We start from the raw sequence: 17,158 nt of genomic DNA, 5'->3' as shown, positions 1-17,158 counted from the left end.
TCCTCAGATCAGTCCGGACATCAGGGGTTGCTGGTGACCTGGATCGGGTTGTTGGCGGCGTCGGTCGCGCTGACCGCGTAGGTCGCCGCGAAGGAGACCTGGTCGCCGTTGGAGATCCCGGCGACACCGCACAGGAAGCCGGACACGTTGGACAGCGTCAAGGTGGGCTCGCTACCGCTGAGGGTGAGGGTGCCGGACGAGTCGCCGTTGGCGTAGGCGCCGGCCACCGAGCCGGTCGCGTTGAAGGAGCAGCCGGATCCACTGACCCTGGCCGAGACCCCGCTGATGTTGCCGGCGGTGGAGCCGTTCGCGTCGGTGTCGCCGGTGGCGTCGAGCGACCAGGTACCGGATCCGGTGACGGTGAACTCGATCCCCACCGGGCCGGTGCAGTCGGAGAAGGAGACGCTGGAGCCGTCGAGGGCGGCGATCCCGGTCCCGCTGATCGCGGCGCCCGGGGTCGCGGTGCCGGAGATCGAGCTGCCGCTGCAGGTGACCGAGGCCCCGGCGGTGACGTCGGTGAACGTGATGCCGCTCCCTTGTGCTCCGAAGGCGACGCTCGATCCGGCGGCCGCGGACCCGGCGCTGAGGTTGTAGCTCGAGGCGGCGAAGGCTGCCGGTGAGGCGAGGCCGATCGCGGCGACCGCCGCGACAGGTACGACGGTGAATCTGGCCAGCTTGGACATGTTTGTCATGACACGCTCCTCTGGTGGTGGGGTCGGCCGAGGGTCTCGGCCTCCGGTCACGCTAGGAGCGGCTCGACGGGCGCGGGCTGATCCGGACCAGGGCCCCGCACTATTTCGTCCATATCAACAACATGTGTCCGGCTTGCGGGTCGCCCGCCGCCGCTTCGCGTACGCCGCCTCCGCCCGCCACCGGGGCAGCGCTGATCGCAACGCCCGCATCATCGCCAGCCTCAGGGCCGGATCGTGCAGGTCCGGTCCCAGGAGCTCTCGGAGCAGACGGACCCGGTAGGCAGCCGTCGACGGCGGCACCTGCATCCGTGCCGCCACGTCGGCAGGGCGATCGACGCCGTTGTGCAACATGACCTCGAGGGTCTCGCCGAGAATCCACCTGGAGTGCGGCTTGACCTCTTCGAGCTTCCCCAGCACGGCTCCGCTGTCATGGGTCAACATGTGGGGGACCTCCCGAGTGGCCGCCAGCGGATCCCCGATGATCCGCAAGAGAACAGGTTATAGATCGGCCTCTGGTCTCGATGAGGTTTCGGGACAACCGGTCCCAGTTACTCGGTTGCGCCGAACCCGGCTTGGGGCCAAGGTCGGAGCATGCCCGCGGACCCGAAGAGCACCCTGAAGACCTATATCGATGCGCGTCGCGAAGCGCTGATCTCCAAGGTCGAGGACCTGCCGGAGCGCGAGGCCAGGTTGCCGCGTACGCCGACCGGCACCAACCTCCTCGGCATCATCAAGCACGTCACCGGCGTCGAGGCCGTCTATCTCGGCGCGACGTTCGGCCGTCCGTTCCCGCATCCCGAGGAGCTGGTCTCGGACGAGGTCTTCGAGGTGGATCCGCAGGCGGACTGGTACGCCACCGAGGACGAGACCATCGAAGGGATCATCGATCTCTACCGTCGGGTCATCGCCCACGGCGACGAGACGATCGAGGCGCTGGGGTTGGATGCCATCGGCCACGTACCCCACTGGGGCGACGAGGAAGTCACCCTCCACCAGATCCTGGTGCATCTCTTCGCCGACCTCGCCGGTCACGGCGGACAGGCCGACATCCTCCGCGAAGAGGCGGACGGCGCCGTCGGCTGGCGCAGACCCGGCGACAACATCCCCTCGGAGTACGACTGGCCGGCGTACGTCGCCAAGCTGACCGAGATCGCGAACAAGTTCTAGCCGAAGCGTCACCCCCGTCGGCCGAGATGGCATCCGGGTGCCGGTTCGGCCGACGTAAGTGACGTCTCGGCCGACGTACCTGACGCCTCGGCCGGAAAACGAACAGGCCCGCCTCCCGAAGGAGGCGGGCCTGGGTGAATCCCTAGATCAAGCGGGGACCACGTTGAGGGCCAGCTTGGCGGACACCTCGTCGTGGAGCTTGACGGAGACCTCGTGAGAACCGAGGGCCTTGATCGGGTTGCCCAGCGCGATGGTGCGCTTGTCGATCGACTCGCCGGTGGTCTCGGAGACCGCGGCGGCGATGTCGGCGGCGGTGATGGCGCCGTAGAGGCGACCGTCCTTGCCGGCGCGGACCTTCACGTTGACCGTGCTGGCCTCGAGCTTGCCCTTGATCTCGGCGGCGTGAGCCTCGTCGCGCACGGAGCGAGCCGAGCGCGCAGCCTTGATCGACTCGACCTGCGACTCGGCGCCGCGGGTCCAGCGGATGGCGTCGCCACGCGGGATCAGGTAGTTGCGGGCGTAGCCGTCCTTGACCTCGACGACGTCACCGGCGGAACCCAGCCCGGTGACCTCCTGCTGAAGGATGATCTTGGTAGCCATGTCGATCCTCCTCAGCGACCGGTGGAGGTGTAGGGCAGCAGAGCAACCTCGCGCGCGTTCTTGACGGCGATGGCCACGTCGCGCTGGTGCTGGACGCAGTTGCCGGTCACGCGACGGGCGCGGATCTTGCCGCGGTCGGAGATGAACTTACGGAGCAGGGTGGCGTCCTTGTAGTCGACGCCGGTCGCCTTCTCCTTGCAGAACTGGCAAACCTTCTTCTTAGGCTTGCGAATCACTGCCTTGGCCATTGTGGTGCTTCCTTTCTAGAAGCCCGGCCCCGCCGCGGAGCGGCATATGGGTGGAGCGCCGGAATGGTTGAGGGATTCGGAATGTGGATCTGTTGATCAGAAGGGAGGCTCGTCGTTGCCCACGCCCGGGGTCGCCCACGGGTCGTTGGCCGGCGCGCCGCCGCCCGCGTTGGCGGGCTGCTGCGGAGCCGGCGAGGCCCACGGGTCGTTGCCGGCCGGGGCCTGCTGGCCACCACCCTGGGGGCCGCCGTAGCCGCCACCCTGGTTGTAGCCACCGCCCTGGTTGCCCTGGTTGTAACCGCCGCCACCACCCTGGCCGCCGGACTGGCGGCTGGCCTTGGTGACCTTGGCGGTCGCGTAGCGGAGCGAAGGACCGATCTCGTCGCACTCGAGCTCGAAGACAGTGCGCTTCTCGCCCTCACGCGTCTCGTAGGACCTCGACTTCAGGCGACCCTGAGCGACGACACGCATGCCGCGCTGCAGGGACTCGGCGACGTTCTCAGCAGCCTGGCGCCAGATCGAGCAGCGCAGGAAGAGGGTCTCCCCGTCCTCCCACCCGTTGGTCTGGCGGTTGAAGGTGCTGGGCGTCGAAGCAATCGTGAAGTTGGCAACGGCTGCACCGGACGGCGTGAAGCGAAGCTCCGGGTCGTCGGTGAGGTTGCCGATCACGGTGATGACGGTGTCGCCTGCCATGAGATCTCCCTTGAGTCTGATCTGGGTGTCGGTGTCGGTTCAGGAGTTGTTCCTCGTGCGACCAAACATAGGACGCACCGCCGACATTTCCGACGATGACATCCGCGTCACTTGGACGGGCGGATGACCTTCGTACGCAGGATCTGCTCGTTGAGGCCAAGCTGGCGGTCGAGCTCCAGAACGGTCTTCGGCTCGGCGGTCAGGTTGACGACGGCGTAGATGCCCTCGGCGTTCTTGTTGACCTCGTAGGCCAGACGACGGCGTCCCCAGACGTCAACGTTCTCGACGGTGCCACCATCAGTGGTGACGACCTTCAGGAACTTGTCAAGGGTCGGGGCGACGGTGCGCTCATCGAGGCTGGGCTCGAGGATCACCATTACTTCATAGGCGCGCATAGCGTTCTCCACCTCCTACGGACTCGGCGGCCATGGTCTCTCCATGGCAGGAGGGCTGATGCGATGTCCCATCTCCAATCTGTGGAGAGGGACGCGTCAGCGTATCAACCAGCGGAACCCGTGGCCGAATCCACGGCCTCGACCGTGAACGGCACCGTGATCACCTCGCCGTCGCCGAGCCGGAACTGGGCCCAGAGGCGGTAGAGACCAGCCTTCGGTACGTCCAGGTGCAGCCCGAGCTCGGGCCCGAACGAGGCGCCGGGGACCGCCAGCTCGTCGCCTTCGGCGTGGCCGTGCACGAACGTCTCGCCGTCCGCGCTCATGACCACGACGTGGCCGGCCGCCCCGAGGTAGGGCTGTAGATCGTCGACAACCTTCCCGGTGCTGTCCTCGAACCGGCTGTGCTCGAACCTAAAGTGCAGGTCGCTCTGCTGGTCGGCGACCGGCGTGCCCTCGAGGGTGACGGTGAGATTGTCGACAGTCGACGATCTCGGGCTCGCCTCCAGCGGGACGGCAGGGGGCTGCGTACCTTCGACGGTGAGCTGCTGGCGGTCGAGCACGTCGGCCATGTCGGCCCGGCGTCGGAACTCGGTGTCGATGCGGTAGGTGCCTCCGGCGGGGAAGGTCACGTCGGTCTCGAGCTCGCCCGGTCGGCCGGTCGGCTCGGCGTGGAGGTGGCGGAACCAGGAGAGGTCCTGGCTGGTCACGATGACGTGCATCCAGGCCTGGTGGGTGCGACCGAGGTCGGTCACCGGGTCGCCGGTCGCGGCGTCCGTGACGAGGAACCGGAGCCCACCCTCGCGCCGCGTGATCGCGACGTCGATGCCCGACTCGGCCGAGGCGACAGGGGCGATGTCGACCTCGTGCATCTCCGTCATCGACGGCCGCATCGGGCTCATCCCCTGCGCCCACTCCAGGATGCCGTTCATCCCGCGCTGCGCCGGCTCGGTGCGCGACAGGTAGGTCAGACCGGCACCGATCGAGATCGCGATCACGGCCGTGACCAGGAGATATCCACCGTCGCGGACGCGCGTGACGAAACCCCGACCGGCGTACGCCTCAGGCGTCTCGGGTCGGCGGAAGCCACGCAGACGCAGGGCGTTGGTGACGACGCTGACCGAGCTCATCGCCATGGCTGCGCCGGCGAGGACCGGGTCGAGGAGCGCGAGTGCGGCGACCGGGATGAGGAGCACGTTGTAGGCGAACGCCCAGAACAGGCCTTGCTTGATCGTCGCGACGGTGCGCCGGGAGAGCGCCAGCGCGGTCGCCACGCCGCGGAGGTCACCGCCGACCAGGGTGATGTCGGAGGCGGCCAGGGCGACGTCGGTGCCGGTGCCGATCGCGATCCCGACGTCGGCCTGAGCCAGCGCCGGGGCGTCGTTGATCCCGTCGCCGACCATCGCGACGACCTTGCCCTCGTCCTGGAGCTGCTGGATCCGGGCGAGCTTCTGCTCGGGCAGCAGGCCGCCGGCCGCGTGGCGTACGCCGACCTCGTCGGCCACCTTCGCCACCGTCGCGGCCGCGTCGCCGCTGAGGATGTGCACCTCGACGCCCGAGTCCTCGAGCAGACGCACCGTCTCCTTGGCCTCGTCGCGGACCTGGTCCTCGACGCGGATCGACCCGGCGTACGCCCCGTCGACGGCGACCAGGACCGCCCCGTTGTCGGCGGCATCGATCCCTTCCTCGGCCAGCATCGCCGAGTTGCCGACGACGACCCGGCGACCGTCTACGACGGCACTGATCCCGCGCCCGGGGTGAGCCTCGAACGCCGAGACGTCAGGCGCGGCGGCCGAGGCGTCACGTACGCCGGTCGAGGCGGCACTCGGTGACGTCTCGGCCGACCGGGCTGACGCTTCGGCTCGGGTCTTGAGGGCGGAGGCGAGGGGGTGGTCGCTGCCGGTCTCGGCGGCGGCGGCGATCCGGACCAGCTCGTCGCGGGTCCAGCCGGGCGCCGGACTGATCTCGGAGACCTCGGGCTTGCCGTGGGTGATCGTGCCGGTCTTGTCGAAGACGATGGCGGTGACGGAGCGGGCGCGCTCGAGGGTCTCGCCCGAGCCGACGAGTACGCCGAGCTCGGCCGCGCGGCCGGCGCCGACCATGACGGCGGCCGGCGTGGCCAGGCCGAGGGCGCAGGGGCAGGCGATGATGAGGACCGCGATCGCGGCGGTGACGGCGCTGGTCAGGCGCTCGGCGTCGGGGCCGAGAACCAGCCAGCCGACGAAGGTCAGCGCGGCCACCACCAGGACGGCGGGTACGAACACCTCGGAGACCCGGTCGGCCAGGCGCTGCAGCTTGGTGCCGGAGCCCTGGGCGGACTCGACCATCGCGATGATCTGCGCCAGCGTGGTCTCGGAGCCGACCGCGGTCGCCTCGATCTCGAACGAGCCGGTCTGGTTGATCGTGGCGCCGATGACGATGTCGCCCTCGGCCTTCCGCACCGGGTCGCTCTCACCGGTGAGCATGGACTCGTCGACGTAGGACGTCCCGGCGACGATCCGCCCGTCGACCGGGATCTTCTCCCCGGCGCGCACCCGGATCCGGTCGTTGACCCGCAGGTTCGCCACCGGGACCGTGACGTCGCGACCGTTGCGGACGACCGTGGCCGTCTCCGGCATCAGGCCGACGAGGGCCTTGACCGCGTCAGCCGTACGCGACTTGGCCCGCGCCTCCAGCCAGCGGCCCATCAGCACGAGCGCGACGATGACCAGGGCGGTCTCGAAGTAGAGGTGGAGAGGCAGGCCCCACGCCTCGGCCTGGCCCATCCACAGGGTCACGAAGGCGCTGTAGGCGAAGGCGATGCCAGTGCCGAGCGTGACCAGGGTGTTCATGTCGACCGATCCGTGGCGTATGCCTCGGACCGCCGCGACGTAGATGTCGCGGCCCGCCCACCACTGGGTGACCGCGGCGACCACGAGCACGATCGACATCACCGGCTCCATGGCGTCGACCGGAAGCGGGACGTACATCAAGGCCATCAGACCGAGCCCCACCGCCAGGGCCGTGATCCACCGCCGCTTGAGCTGGACGAGCTCGGTCTCGCGGCGTACGTCCCGATCGTCCTCTGCCTCAGGCTCTTGTGGATTGTCGACAGTCGACGATCTCAAGACAGCCTGATAGCCCGCCTTCTCGATGGCGGCGCTGATCTCGGCGAGGTCGGTGCGGGCGGGGTCGAAGTGCACGAGGGCGGTCTCGGTGGCGAGGTTGACGTTTGCGTCCTCGACACCCTCGACACGGCTGATGGCCTTGGTGACGCGGCGCACGCAGCTCGCGCAGGTCATGCCCTCGATCTCGAGCTGTTGTTCGGTCGGGTTCGCGGCGGTGGGGGTCATCGTGATCAGGCCAGCGAGTAGCCGGCCTCTTCGACGGCCGCACGGATGGCGTCGTCCGAGATCGGCTCGGAGGCGGTGACGGTGACGTTGCCGGAGGCCAGGTCGACGTCGACGTCGCTCACGCCGGCGATCTCGGTGACCTCTTCGGTGACGGAGGAGACGCAGTGTCCGCAGGTCATACCGACGACAGTGAAGTTCTGGGTGCTCATGAGAATCTCTCTGGGTTGTTGGATTGTTGACAATCAGGACCGGACGAGGCGAGCGATGGCGGCAGAGGCCTCGGCGAGCTTCTCGTCAGCCTCGGCACCACCGTTCTGGACCGCGCCGGCGACACAGTGACCGAGGTGCTCGTCGAGCAGCCCGAGAGCGACCGCCTGGAGCGCCTTGGTCGAGGCGGAGACCTGGGTGAGGATGTCGATGCAGTAGGCCTCGTCCTCGACCATCCGCTGCAGCCCGCGCACCTGACCTTCGATGCGCTTGAGGCGCTTGAGATAGGCCTCCTTGTTCTTGTTGTGGAGGTATCCGTGATCCGCGTGGCCTTCGTGCCCGGTGTGCTCGTCCATGGTTTCTACCATACCCCCGTAAGGTATGAAGTCAAGCCGAAGGATGTCGGTGCCGCGCCCTAGACTGGGCCCATGGCTGTTGCGATCGGTGCCCACGTAGACCAGACCGACCCCGTCGCCGAGGCGACCGCGCGCGGCGCGAGCCTGGTGCAGTTCTTCCTGGGCGATCCCCAGTCCTACAAGGGCCCGGTGGTGACGTACGCCGACGGCGCGGCAGCGCTCAAGGCCCGCGCGGAGGAGCAGGGCGTCGATCTCTACGTCCACGCGCCCTACATCATCAACGTCGCCACGACGAACAACCGGATCAGGATCCCGAGCCGCAAGCTCCTCCAGCAGCACATGGACACCGCGGCCGAGGTCGGCGCCAAGGGCCTGATCGTCCACGGCGGTCACGTCAACAAGGACGACGACCCCGCGAAGGGCTTCGACAACTGGCGTAAGGCGATCGAGGCGACCGACATCAAGGTCCCGCTCCTGATCGAGAACACCGCAGGCGGCGACAACGCGATGGCCCGCTACCTCGACCGGATCGCGGGAGTCTGGGAGGCCATCTCCACCGCCGAAGGCGCGGAGAACGTCGGCTTCTGTCTCGACACCTGCCACGCCCACGCCGGCGGCAACCCGCTCGAGACGGTCGTCGAGGACATCCGCAAGATCACCGGCCGGATCGACCTGGTCCACTGCAACGACTCGCGCGACGAGTTCGACTCCGGCGCCGACCGCCACGCCAACTTCGGCGCCGGCCGCATCGATCCCGACCTCCTCGCCGGCGTCGTCCGCGACGCCGGCGCCCCGGTGATCTGCGAGACCCCTGGCGGCGCGGAGGAGCACACGAGCGACTTCGCCTGGCTCCGCGAGCGAATCTGACCCGACTCTGACCGATTCTCACCGAATCTTCACTTCTGACACCCGAGTGTTGAGTTATGGCGGACGAAATCGCGCATTGATCCGCCACAACCGAAGATTCGTTCGCACGAACTGCGGTCTCGCTCACCAGAGGTGAAGATTCGGCTGAGAATCGGCTCGCCCAGTGGGACTTCGACTATGACCCAACAGGGCCATTGACATATCGTCCTCCGAATGAGTTCGAACTGGCGCGCCGATGTTCAAGGTCTCCGTGCAGTCGCTGTCGGGCTGGTGATCGCCGGCCACGCGGGGCTCTCCGGGTTCGAGGGTGGGTTCGTCGGAGTCGACGTCTTCTTCGTCCTCTCCGGGTTCCTGATCACCACGTTGCTGCTGCGTGAGACCGACCGCAGCGGCACCGTCAGCATCAGCCAGTTCTACGCCCGCCGCGCCCGCCGAATCCTGCCGGCGGCGACCGCGACGATGCTGGTCGTACTCACCTACAGCGCGATCGTCCTGCCCCAGACCCGCACCGACCAGATCGCCGGCGACGCGGGCTGGGCGGCGGTCTTCCTGGCCAACGTGCACTTCGCCAAGGAAGCGGTCGACTACTTCAACACCGCCGCGCCCTCGCCGTTCCAGCACTACTGGTCGCTCTCGGTCGAGGAGCAGTTCTACGTCGTCTGGCCGCTGCTGGTGCTCGCCGTCGCGCTCTGGATCCCGAAGCACCACCGCCGTCGCGCGATCACCGCGCTCGCCGCGCTCGTGGCGGTGGTCAGCCTCGCCTGGTCGCTGCACGCCACCAGCGTCGACCCGACCACTGCCTACTTCTCCACCCCGGCCCGCGCCTTCGAGCTCGCCGCGGGCGCCCTTCTCGCCTGCGTCGCGGGCCGACTGGAGAGCATCAAGAAGCCGTACGCAACGGCCCTGGGCATCATCGGCGTTGGCACCCTCGTCTACGCCACCGCGAGCTTCAGCGAGGCGACCCACTTCCCGGGCTGGCACGCCCTGGTGCCGGTGCTCGGCACGGTCGCGCTCCTGGTCGCCGGCCCCGCCACCCCGACCGGTTGGCTGCTCTCGAAGCAGCCGCTGCGCTACCTGGGTGACATCTCGTTCAGCCTCTATCTGTGGCACTGGCCGATCCTGATCCTCGCTCCCGAGGCGATCCCCGGCGGCGGCGTACGCCAGCTGCTGATCATGCTGGCGCTCATCCTGGCCGCCTCCGCGGCGAGCTACCACTGGATCGAGATGCCGTTCCAGCGCCACAAGATCCCGCACCTCACCAAGGGCCGCCGCGCACTCGCCCTCTGGCCCGCCGCCGCTGCCCTCGCCCTGGTCGCGGGCACGAGCTCCCAGGCGTACGCCGGCTATCAGGTCGACGTCGCCAAGGCCAACGCTGAGGAGTGGTTCCAGGAGAACCCCGACGTCCTCGACACCGACCACAAGCCGGTCACCGGCGTCCTGAAGACGACGGTCGAGGCCGCCGAAGAGGGTGCCCCGCTGCCGCCGGAGGCCAAGTTCGACGCCTCCGACTCGTGGGCCGAGCGCGGCGGCTACTGCTACGCGGGCTACGGCGAGACGAAGCTCGACGGCGACTGCGTCTACGGCGACGGCAAGGCCGACCGCACCGTGGCCGTCGTCGGCGACTCCCACATCGGGATGTGGCTGCCTGCCCTCGACACCCTCGCCGAGCGCCAGCACGTGAAGCTGGTCCCGTTCGTGAAGCTCGGTTGCGCGGCGTACGGGGTGAAGCAGAAGTCCTCGAAGATGACCGTCGCGGAGTGCGAGGACTTCCGGAAGTGGACCAACGAGCAGATCACCGAGCTCAACCCCGACACGATCGTCGTCGGCGCCCGCGGCATGCTCGACATGGAGGAGCGCGACGGCGTCTCGACCGAGGAGCAGTGGCGAGAGGGCGTACGCCACGGCGTCAGTGCCTTCGAGAAGGTCACCCCGGACGTACGCGTCTTCGCCGACGTCCCCTCCGTCGACGACGACCCCGGCGAGTGCCTCTCCGACGCCCGCAACCTCCTCCAGGACTGCGTCGTGAACGCCGAGGGCACCGAGGTCGACTCCAACGAGGTGACCCAGGAGGCGCTCGACGGGACCGAGGCCGCGTACGTCGACATCGTCGACCTGGTCTGCACCGAGCGCTGCCCGCTCGTCGTCGGCGACGTCGTCACCTACTACGACGACTCCCACATCACCGCGACCTGGGTCGACCGGGTCACCCCGGCCCTCGGTAAGCGACTCGGCCGGCTGGACCGTTCCGCCTAGAACACATTTCAGTTCTGCGGCGGCCGAAGCATTGCCGTGGCACCGGCAGAGCGGAAGAATCGAAAGTTGCCGGGCGGGGCAGTCATCCCCTCACCGCCCCGCTCGGCCCACGTTCAAGCCGGACGCGGGTTGGGCATCCCCCTAGTGCCCAACCCACGCTGCGGCCCCGAAACCGCCAGCCTCCCCCAAGGCGGCGGCGCCAGCGTCCGAACCGAATTCCCCCGAATCTCGGTCCGGACAGCCCCAAGGAGTACGCGGCAGACCGCCTGATACACCGGCTTCGGACATTTCTCGTCGCTGGCGTTCATGGCGATGAAAGTTGGGAAACGCGCCCCCGACGCCCTTCTTGCGCTGCTACGTTGCTGGGCATGCCAGGCCCAGGAATGCTCACCCTGATGGTGTTGCCCGCCCTGATCGGCCTCATCATCGTCGCCCGCCCGAACGTCGCACTGTCGCTGACGAAACTGCGCGGGAAGTGGCTTATCGTTCTTGCCGCCGCACTCCAGTTCATGCATGTGGAGGGCTTGTGGCCAGATCAGGTCAAAGAGGGCATCGAGCGGAGGACGTACGCCGTCTTGGTCCTGGTCATTGCGATCGCGTTCTGTTGGCTGAATCGCTCGCTCCGGTCTCGTCGCCCGGGCCGATGGGCGCTCACACTCGTTCCGCTTGGAACCGCATCAAACTCGATTCCGATTGCTGTCCTCGGGGCGATGCCGTACAGCTACCAAGGGGCACGCATCGCCGGCTACTCCAGCGCCGAACTGACGACCGACGCGCCCGGTTACATCCGCCTGGACGACGTGTCAGCGCTCTGGATTCCGCTCGCTGACCTCATCCCCATCCCCGTGCTGATGAAGGTCCTCAGCGTCGGCGACCTGTTGCTCTTCACCGGCTTGGTGCTGCTGGTCATCGCTTGTCGCCAGCCCGGCGCCTCGGCCTCTTCTGTCACCGGCCCCACACAGGAGAGTGCCGCCCAGCCGTCGGCGTAACCGCGCCGATCTCACCTCTACCCCACGAGAGGAGGAAGCGATGACGTTCGATGAACTGAAGGCTCGCCTGTACCTCGCAGGCGCGACCATCGTCCCCACGGCACTGGCGGTCTACGCCTTCGCCGCACCGCACAACCAGCCCGACTAGACCCCCATAGTGATGGGCGAGGGCTCACCGGGTCCTCGCCCGTCATCCAGACGGTCACCGCGGCTATGAGAAGCAGACGAACGGGGCCGGCGGGGCATCCGTGGTCGCGGCGGGGAGGGACTCGGCGAGGGCCTCGGCAGGGGCCAGGCCTTTCGCAAGGGCACCGTGGAGACGGCTGAAGACCTCGTACGCAGCCTCGTCCGCCACCACGGCCGGAGAGGCGATCACGGCGCGGGCGCCGGCGTGCAGCCAGGCACCGACGAGCCCGATCAGCTCCTCGCCCCAGCGGATCGTCGACCGCCCGACCTCGCAGGCGGAGAGGAGGACGACGTCGGGGACGGCGGCGAGGCCGTCGATGTCGTAGCCGTACCAGGTCCCGTCGGCGAGTTCGAGGCCGGAGAAGAGCGGGTTGTCGGCGGAGTGGTGGCCGTGGGCGGCCAGGTGGAGTACGTCGACCTCGGCCGCCAGCGCGGACACCGCCGCCGCGGTGGCGTCGGTGCCGGTGAGCGTGTGGGCGCCGGACCAAGCGGTGGCGCTCTTGGCGACCTCGTCGGCGGCGCGCATGACGCGCGGTCCCGCGACGAAGCCAGCCTTCTGGGTGCGGAGCGGGGTGTCGGCGCGGCTCAGCCAGGCGGTGGCGCTCTGGGCGACCGTGACCGGTCGGCCGGTCAGGCCGGGCAGCAGGGTCCACGGCACCGCCGCCATCACGGCTGACGGGGTCAGGACGACCGGGCGGTCACCGATCTTCTCGAGAACAGGGGCGACGAGCAGCCCGGAGAGCTGCTGGAGCCGCACGGTCAGGTCACCACGTACGGCAACACCGAGCGGGCCCGGGAGGTCGGTCGCGGCGACGTCGAGATCCGGCAGCAGGCCGCCCAAGAGCGACCCGAGCGCAGCCTGGTCGCCGAGGTCGATCCGGGTGGCGGAGTCGGCGGTCGCCACGACGGCGACGAGGCGTCCGGCGGCAACGACATAGGCGACGAGAACATGGTCACCGATGCGTTCGCGCAGGTCAGGAAGGCCGACCGGATCGGAGACCTGACCAGATCCCTTGACCCGCCAGGCCCGCTGACGGATCTGCTCACGCAGCTCGGCCTCGCGCTCGGGCGTCACCTCGCCGCGCAGCTCCGCCAGGTCGGCAGCGAGCTGGGGGTCGGACGGCGGACGCACCGGCTGGACCCGCGAGGCCAGCATCCGCGACCGCTCGGACCACTCGAAGAGCACGTCGGTCTCGCCCGACTCGACGGCCAGCTCCAGGCCGCGCCTGGCGAGGGTGCGGCCGTGGCCGGCGACGTTGGTCTGCAGGTCCAGGCTGCCGAACGAGCTCTGCCACAGATGGAAGTCGTCGAGCCCCGCCCGGAGCTCGCGAAGTCCGGAGTTCGCACGACCCGCCGCCACAGCCAGCTCTGCTCGGAGCTCCCGCTCCACTAGACGGATGTCGATAGGTGCCTCGAGCGGGACCGGACCAATGACCCTGCCGCTCGCTGGTCGCGTCGGCAGGCCGGCGTTCTCCGCCGAACGGATACGTGCCAGCCTGGCCTGCATGCGCACCCGGAGAGCCGGCCAGTTCAGTCCCTGCTCTTCGAGCGGACCGGCCAGCGCCTCACCGTCCTCGCTCGGACCGACGCCCGCCGTCACCGCCGCCTCGAACGCCACCGCACGCGCCCGCAGGGCCAGCCCCGGCGCCCGCGCTTCCTCGAACCAGCCCAGCGCCGAGCGCGCCACCCGCTCCGCCTCAGCCGGATCCGTCGCGACCAGATGCGAGGCGAGCACCAGCTCGGCCTCCCCCTGCCGCTGCCGCTGCCCCTTCGATCCGTACGCCTCGGCCGCCTGCCGCAGCATCTCTCCACCCTGCCGCGTCAGTCCGGCCGCCATCAGGACCTCAGCCCGGTCGGCGTTGCACACCGCCGTCACCAACTGTCCGGCGTCGGCCAGGAGGCGATAGGCAGATTCCATCAGGGCAAGCGCCCCGGGGAGGTCGCCCGAAAGAAACAGCGCGTACGCCCGGTTGTGATCTGCCTGGGCAGCCAAGACTTGCTCGCCAACTGACCGGTACCGATCTGCAGCGGAGTTGAAATCGTCTATGGCTCGAACGATGTCATTGCGGTCAAGGTGAACCGTGCCTCGGTTGAGGTAGGCCTTGGCCAGGTCGAGCCCTTCGAGTGATGAGATGGCGTCGCCAAAGGTCTCCAATGCTTCTGCCGCGCGACCGGCCCTCCGTAAGAGCAGAGCACGCTGCGCGAGAAGCACTCCTCGTGTGGAGCCCTCAACACCGAAGCCCAGCGCTCGATCGCTTTTCTCCAACGCCACGCTCAGGTTGGAGTCATCGACTTCGAGGTACGCCAGCGACGACTCGATCCGGGCGAGGACGTCAGGGGCAGTTGCGACACTCAGGGCTCGTCCCAAGAGCGCCCGCGCGGTGTCGAAATCGCCTGCCCTGAGCGCCGCGACTCCCTGCTTGTGCAGTTCGTCCGGATCGTCGGAAGTCATTGCTTGAGCGTAGTGAGGACTTCGATGGCTGCCCAGGCGCGATCGATGTCCTGTGTGACATCCCCAGGATCACCGTTGTCAAAGAGGTGCTGAGCGATTCGGCCGGCGAGCAGCGGTGCCGCGAACGATGTCCCGCTCCAGGTTCCAAATCCGCCACCGAAGTCGTCGGGATCCAATGTCTCCCGCCTTCGACCGGAGAACTCAGATGCGACCGTCGCCTGGTAGCCGCCGTCGAAGCTGGTGGGGAAGGTGCTCACGACGCCAGCCCCGACTTCGTAAGCACGCACCCACGGGCCAGCGTTGCTGAAGATCGCATCTGTCCCGTTCGGGTTGAGGGCTCCCACGGAGACGATTGGCAACGCCTTGTCCCACGCGGAGCAAGGACCCTCTCCCTCGCTCCATGGCGCAAACGCTGCCGGGAAGTTCGGCCTCGATGTCGAGTCGTTTCCGGCCGAGCAGACGACCAACGTCCCGTTCGCTGCGAGATCAGCAAGAATCTCGTGAAGCATCGGATCGAAGAGCGCGTCCTCGGGTGTCTCGTGGTAGTAACCGATCGACAGGCTGAGCACGTCGATCCGCCTCCCTCGCGGATCCCCTTGGCGATAGAGGTGCACCAGGTCGGCGATCTGAGCGAGGGCCGTCAGCCAGCCGTACTCGGCAACCGGGCCCTCCGGCGGAACGATCCGCCACGCATAGATGTCGGCGTTGGGACATGCCTGATGAACCAGGCCAGCGATGAAGGTGCCGTGACCCGCCAAGGGATCAATAAGACCGTCCAGCGCACCCACCTGGTCTCCGTCGATCTCCGAGTCCGGAACACTTGACGGCCATCCGATTCGATGGTTGCCAAGGCGCACGTTCCGATCGACGAAGTCGAGCCACGGGTGCTGACCGCACCCCGTGTCGAGGATGGCGACCACGGGCCGCGCACGACCTTCAAGGTCGTCGTCGCTCTGCCGGGCCGGAGCCGAGCCAACGTACGCCACCGGCTGGCGACCGCCCGTTCCCATCGGGTCGTACCCGGAGTTCGGGTGGGGGTCGTTGAGGGGGTGGGGGTCGTTCAGCGGGTGCGGGTCGTTGAGGGGGTGCGGGTCATTCAGCGGGTGCGGGTCGTTCAGGGGGTGCGGGTCGTTGAGCGGAACCGGCACAAGAACGTGCTCCAGGCTCACGCCTTGCGCACCGTCCGCTCCTTCAGCTCGCAGGAACTGAAGGAGCGTCCAGGCATCTGGGGCCGCGACTGCCTTTCCCGGAACCACTCCAAGGCCGATTCTCCTAGCACCGAAACGGAGATCAGCGGCGTGCGCAGGCTCGGGCTCGGCCTCGACACGCCAGTTCAGAGAACGGGCAACCTTCTTGATCCGCCGGAACGTGTCCTCGAAGTCCACCGACTTGGAGATCAGGAGCGTGGTCGAAGAGTAGATCGTAGTGCCGGCAGTGACCCCGTCTACGGCAACGGCGTTGGTCGGGTCGAGGATGCGGGCGTCGGATCCGTACGACACCGACAACCGTGGCTCACGCTTGGAATGCACTGTTACTCCTGGATCAGATCTCGAACGTGGGGGTGAGAAAGGCAGCAGAGCCGTCGGCGGGCTCGAAGCGGAGCCGGATGAGGCCGGCGGGCAGCGAGGTGAGCTCGAAGCGCCCCGAGGCGCCCAACGTCACGGCGACGATCGGCGTACGGACTTCGTCGGCGCGGATGGCGCGGACGGTCATGGGCGAGCCGGGGACGACCCAGCCGTCGAGGCGGGCGGTGGTGTCGGTGTCGGAGGCGACACGCACCAAGACATCGACTCCGGACTGCGCGAAGCGGAGGGTGTAGGCGGAGCGGGCGGAGGTGGGAGCGGCGGAGCGGACCCCGGCGGCCTCCACATCAGAAGACGACTCCACCAGGAGCATCAGCTCCAGGTCGAGCCCGAGTCCGGACTCCTCGGCGGCCCCGGCGGCGGCCGCCTGCATCCGGGAGATCAGGCCGCCGGGCACCGGATCGCCGGACACGTAGGCCTGTCGAACCAGGCCGAGCAGCTCCTCGCGTGTGGGCTCCTCCGAGCGACCCATCACGACACCCCCTCGTTCTCAAGTGCATCCCGCAGCTTCCCGAGACAGCGGCCGCGGGTGGGGCCGATGCTGCCGATGGGCATCTCGAGCTCTTCGGCCAGGCTGGCGTAGTCGGGCCGGTCGGAGAAGGCGACCACGCGCAGCAGCCGCCGACACCTCTCCGGAAGCGACTCCACAGCTGCCCAGATGAGCGAGTTGCGGTCGCCTTCGACGACCAGCGACTCCGCGGAGCGCTGCGTCGGGACGCGGGATTCGAGCGCCTCGTCCTCCACGGGTACGTCACGCCCGGATCGCTTCGCGACCCGCCACGCCTCACGGCGCGTGGTCAGTGTGAGCCAGGCACCGACGGCTGCGGTGTCGAGGATCGAGGAGTGCTTGCGTACGAAGCTGAGCCAGGTGTTCTGGACGACGTCCTCGGCCTGCTCCTGGGTGAGCCGGTAGGAGCGCGCGACCTGCCACAGGACGGGCGTCATCGTCGCTACCAGCTCGTCGAGGGCGGCGGAGTCGCCGCTGAGCCAACGGTCGAAGTCGGCCGTGGCCCGGGACCATACGGTCGCGGGTGCGTCGGCATGCCCGACCCCGCGTCGCACCCGTGTCACAGTCCCCTCCTCGACCGGCGGCCTCCGGATCGGCGCCGTGCCGCTGCGGGGCCAGATGACGCGCGGGCGC

Annotated in this window: 17 protein-coding genes; 4 read left to right on the top strand and 13 right to left on the bottom strand. The window is 68.5% G+C overall.

Annotation, left to right across the window (positions count from 1 at the left end; all coding sequences use genetic code 11):
* Nucleotides 1–20 precede the first annotated feature (20 nt).
* Nucleotides 21–692, bottom strand: a complete 672-nt coding sequence (locus tag ACIRON_RS13865) for a hypothetical protein (RefSeq protein WP_402992855.1) — start codon at nt 690–692, stop codon at nt 21–23.
* Nucleotides 693–806: 114 nt separating this feature from the next.
* Complete coding sequence (locus ACIRON_RS13860; protein WP_402992854.1) at nt 807–1,133, bottom strand: helix-turn-helix domain-containing protein; 327 nt, start codon at nt 1,131–1,133, stop codon at nt 807–809.
* Between the two features lie 150 nt (nt 1,134–1,283).
* Between ACIRON_RS13860 and ACIRON_RS13855 the strand changes: the two genes are divergently transcribed.
* Nucleotides 1,284–1,859: a DinB family protein gene (locus ACIRON_RS13855; protein ID WP_402992853.1), complete on the top strand. Its 576-nt coding sequence runs from the start codon at nt 1,284–1,286 to the stop codon at nt 1,857–1,859.
* A 147-nt stretch (nt 1,860–2,006) separates the two neighbouring features.
* Here ACIRON_RS13855 and rplI read toward each other — a convergent pair whose 3' ends face one another.
* The 7 genes from rplI to ACIRON_RS13820 all read right to left on the bottom strand — a co-directional run bounded on the left by rplI (nt 2,007) and on the right by ACIRON_RS13820 (nt 7,687).
* The gene (gene rplI / locus ACIRON_RS13850) at nt 2,007–2,459 is read right to left on the bottom strand and encodes a 50S ribosomal protein L9 (RefSeq protein ID WP_091044128.1); all 453 of its coding nucleotides are present in this window, start codon (nt 2,457–2,459) and stop codon (nt 2,007–2,009) included.
* An 11-nt stretch (nt 2,460–2,470) separates the two neighbouring features.
* Nucleotides 2,471–2,707: a 30S ribosomal protein S18 gene (gene rpsR, locus ACIRON_RS13845; protein WP_008355445.1), complete on the bottom strand. Its 237-nt coding sequence runs from the start codon at nt 2,705–2,707 to the stop codon at nt 2,471–2,473.
* Nucleotides 2,708–2,803: 96 nt separating this feature from the next.
* Nucleotides 2,804–3,400, bottom strand: coding sequence for a single-stranded DNA-binding protein (locus tag ACIRON_RS13840; protein ID WP_091044125.1), 597 nt, complete (start codon nt 3,398–3,400; stop codon nt 2,804–2,806).
* Nucleotides 3,401–3,507: 107 nt separating this feature from the next.
* Nucleotides 3,508–3,795 carry a 30S ribosomal protein S6 gene (gene rpsF, locus ACIRON_RS13835; RefSeq protein ID WP_091044123.1) on the bottom strand — a complete coding sequence of 96 codons (288 nt, stop codon included), beginning with the start codon at nt 3,793–3,795 and terminating at the stop codon, nt 3,508–3,510.
* Nucleotides 3,796–3,899: 104 nt separating this feature from the next.
* On the bottom strand, nt 3,900–7,124 hold the full coding sequence (locus ACIRON_RS13830; RefSeq protein WP_402992852.1) for a heavy metal translocating P-type ATPase: 3,225 nt from the start codon (nt 7,122–7,124) through the stop codon (nt 3,900–3,902).
* Between the two features lie 5 nt (nt 7,125–7,129).
* Complete coding sequence (locus ACIRON_RS13825) at nt 7,130–7,333, bottom strand: heavy-metal-associated domain-containing protein (protein WP_402992851.1); 204 nt, start codon at nt 7,331–7,333, stop codon at nt 7,130–7,132.
* A gap of 33 nt (nt 7,334–7,366) precedes the next feature.
* Complete coding sequence (locus ACIRON_RS13820; RefSeq protein WP_045550265.1) at nt 7,367–7,687, bottom strand: metal-sensitive transcriptional regulator; 321 nt, start codon at nt 7,685–7,687, stop codon at nt 7,367–7,369.
* A 72-nt stretch (nt 7,688–7,759) separates the two neighbouring features.
* Here ACIRON_RS13820 and ACIRON_RS13815 point away from each other — a divergent pair, with 72 nt between their 5' ends.
* From ACIRON_RS13815 to ACIRON_RS13805, 3 genes are all read left to right on the top strand, one after another.
* Nucleotides 7,760–8,554: a deoxyribonuclease IV gene (locus tag ACIRON_RS13815; RefSeq protein ID WP_402992850.1), complete on the top strand. Its 795-nt coding sequence runs from the start codon at nt 7,760–7,762 to the stop codon at nt 8,552–8,554.
* Between the two features lie 213 nt (nt 8,555–8,767).
* On the top strand, nt 8,768–10,807 hold the full coding sequence (locus ACIRON_RS13810; RefSeq protein WP_402992849.1) for an acyltransferase family protein: 2,040 nt from the start codon (nt 8,768–8,770) through the stop codon (nt 10,805–10,807).
* Between the two features lie 383 nt (nt 10,808–11,190).
* The gene (locus ACIRON_RS13805; RefSeq protein WP_402992848.1) at nt 11,191–11,796 is read left to right on the top strand and encodes a DUF5317 family protein; all 606 of its coding nucleotides are present in this window, start codon (nt 11,191–11,193) and stop codon (nt 11,794–11,796) included.
* 211 nt (nt 11,797–12,007) lie between these two features.
* Here ACIRON_RS13805 and ACIRON_RS13800 read toward each other — a convergent pair whose 3' ends face one another.
* The 4 genes from ACIRON_RS13800 to ACIRON_RS13785 all read right to left on the bottom strand — a co-directional run bounded on the left by ACIRON_RS13800 (nt 12,008) and on the right by ACIRON_RS13785 (nt 17,088).
* Nucleotides 12,008–13,900, bottom strand: a complete 1,893-nt coding sequence (locus tag ACIRON_RS13800) for a CHAT domain-containing protein (protein ID WP_402992847.1) — start codon at nt 13,898–13,900, stop codon at nt 12,008–12,010.
* A 530-nt stretch (nt 13,901–14,430) separates the two neighbouring features.
* Nucleotides 14,431–15,963 carry a S8 family peptidase gene (locus tag ACIRON_RS13795; RefSeq protein WP_402992846.1) on the bottom strand — a complete coding sequence of 511 codons (1,533 nt, stop codon included), beginning with the start codon at nt 15,961–15,963 and terminating at the stop codon, nt 14,431–14,433.
* Between the two features lie 13 nt (nt 15,964–15,976).
* A complete protein-coding gene (locus ACIRON_RS13790) occupies nt 15,977–16,489 on the bottom strand; it encodes a hypothetical protein (protein ID WP_402992845.1) in 513 nt (170 codons plus the stop codon).
* A complete protein-coding gene (locus ACIRON_RS13785; RefSeq protein WP_402992844.1) occupies nt 16,489–17,088 on the bottom strand; it encodes an RNA polymerase sigma factor in 600 nt (199 codons plus the stop codon). Before ACIRON_RS13785 ends, ACIRON_RS13790 begins: the two co-directional genes overlap by 1 nt.
* Nucleotides 17,089–17,158 lie beyond the last annotated feature (70 nt).

This window comes from Nocardioides sp. NPDC101246 (assembly GCF_044767415.1).
In the GTDB taxonomy this organism is placed as follows: Bacteria; Actinomycetota; Actinomycetes; order Propionibacteriales; family Nocardioidaceae; genus Nocardioides.
Note: the sequence above shows the minus strand (reverse complement) of the source record. Positions and strands in the feature narration are given on the sequence as shown.

Bases quoted from the DNA above. Each gene is read 5' to 3' on its own strand.
- ACIRON_RS13865 (WP_402992855.1), bottom strand. From the start codon at position 692: ATGACAAACATGTCCAAGCTGGCCAGATTCACCGTCGTACCTGTCGCG.
- ACIRON_RS13860 (WP_402992854.1), bottom strand. From the start codon at position 1,133: ATGTTGACCCATGACAGCGGAGCCGTGCTGGGGAAGCTCGAAGAGGTC.
- ACIRON_RS13855 (WP_402992853.1), top strand. From the start codon at position 1,284: ATGCCCGCGGACCCGAAGAGCACCCTGAAGACCTATATCGATGCGCGT.
- rplI (WP_091044128.1), bottom strand. From the start codon at position 2,459: ATGGCTACCAAGATCATCCTTCAGCAGGAGGTCACCGGGCTGGGTTCC.
- rpsR (WP_008355445.1), bottom strand. From the start codon at position 2,707: ATGGCCAAGGCAGTGATTCGCAAGCCTAAGAAGAAGGTTTGCCAGTTC.
- ACIRON_RS13840 (WP_091044125.1), bottom strand. From the start codon at position 3,400: ATGGCAGGCGACACCGTCATCACCGTGATCGGCAACCTCACCGACGAC.
- rpsF (WP_091044123.1), bottom strand. From the start codon at position 3,795: ATGCGCGCCTATGAAGTAATGGTGATCCTCGAGCCCAGCCTCGATGAG.
- ACIRON_RS13830 (WP_402992852.1), bottom strand. From the start codon at position 7,124: ATGACCCCCACCGCCGCGAACCCGACCGAACAACAGCTCGAGATCGAG.
- ACIRON_RS13825 (WP_402992851.1), bottom strand. From the start codon at position 7,333: ATGAGCACCCAGAACTTCACTGTCGTCGGTATGACCTGCGGACACTGC.
- ACIRON_RS13820 (WP_045550265.1), bottom strand. From the start codon at position 7,687: ATGGACGAGCACACCGGGCACGAAGGCCACGCGGATCACGGATACCTC.
- ACIRON_RS13815 (WP_402992850.1), top strand. From the start codon at position 7,760: ATGGCTGTTGCGATCGGTGCCCACGTAGACCAGACCGACCCCGTCGCC.
- ACIRON_RS13810 (WP_402992849.1), top strand. From the start codon at position 8,768: ATGAGTTCGAACTGGCGCGCCGATGTTCAAGGTCTCCGTGCAGTCGCT.
- ACIRON_RS13805 (WP_402992848.1), top strand. From the start codon at position 11,191: ATGCTCACCCTGATGGTGTTGCCCGCCCTGATCGGCCTCATCATCGTC.
- ACIRON_RS13800 (WP_402992847.1), bottom strand. From the start codon at position 13,900: ATGGAATCTGCCTATCGCCTCCTGGCCGACGCCGGACAGTTGGTGACG.
- ACIRON_RS13790 (WP_402992845.1), bottom strand. From the start codon at position 16,489: ATGGGTCGCTCGGAGGAGCCCACACGCGAGGAGCTGCTCGGCCTGGTT.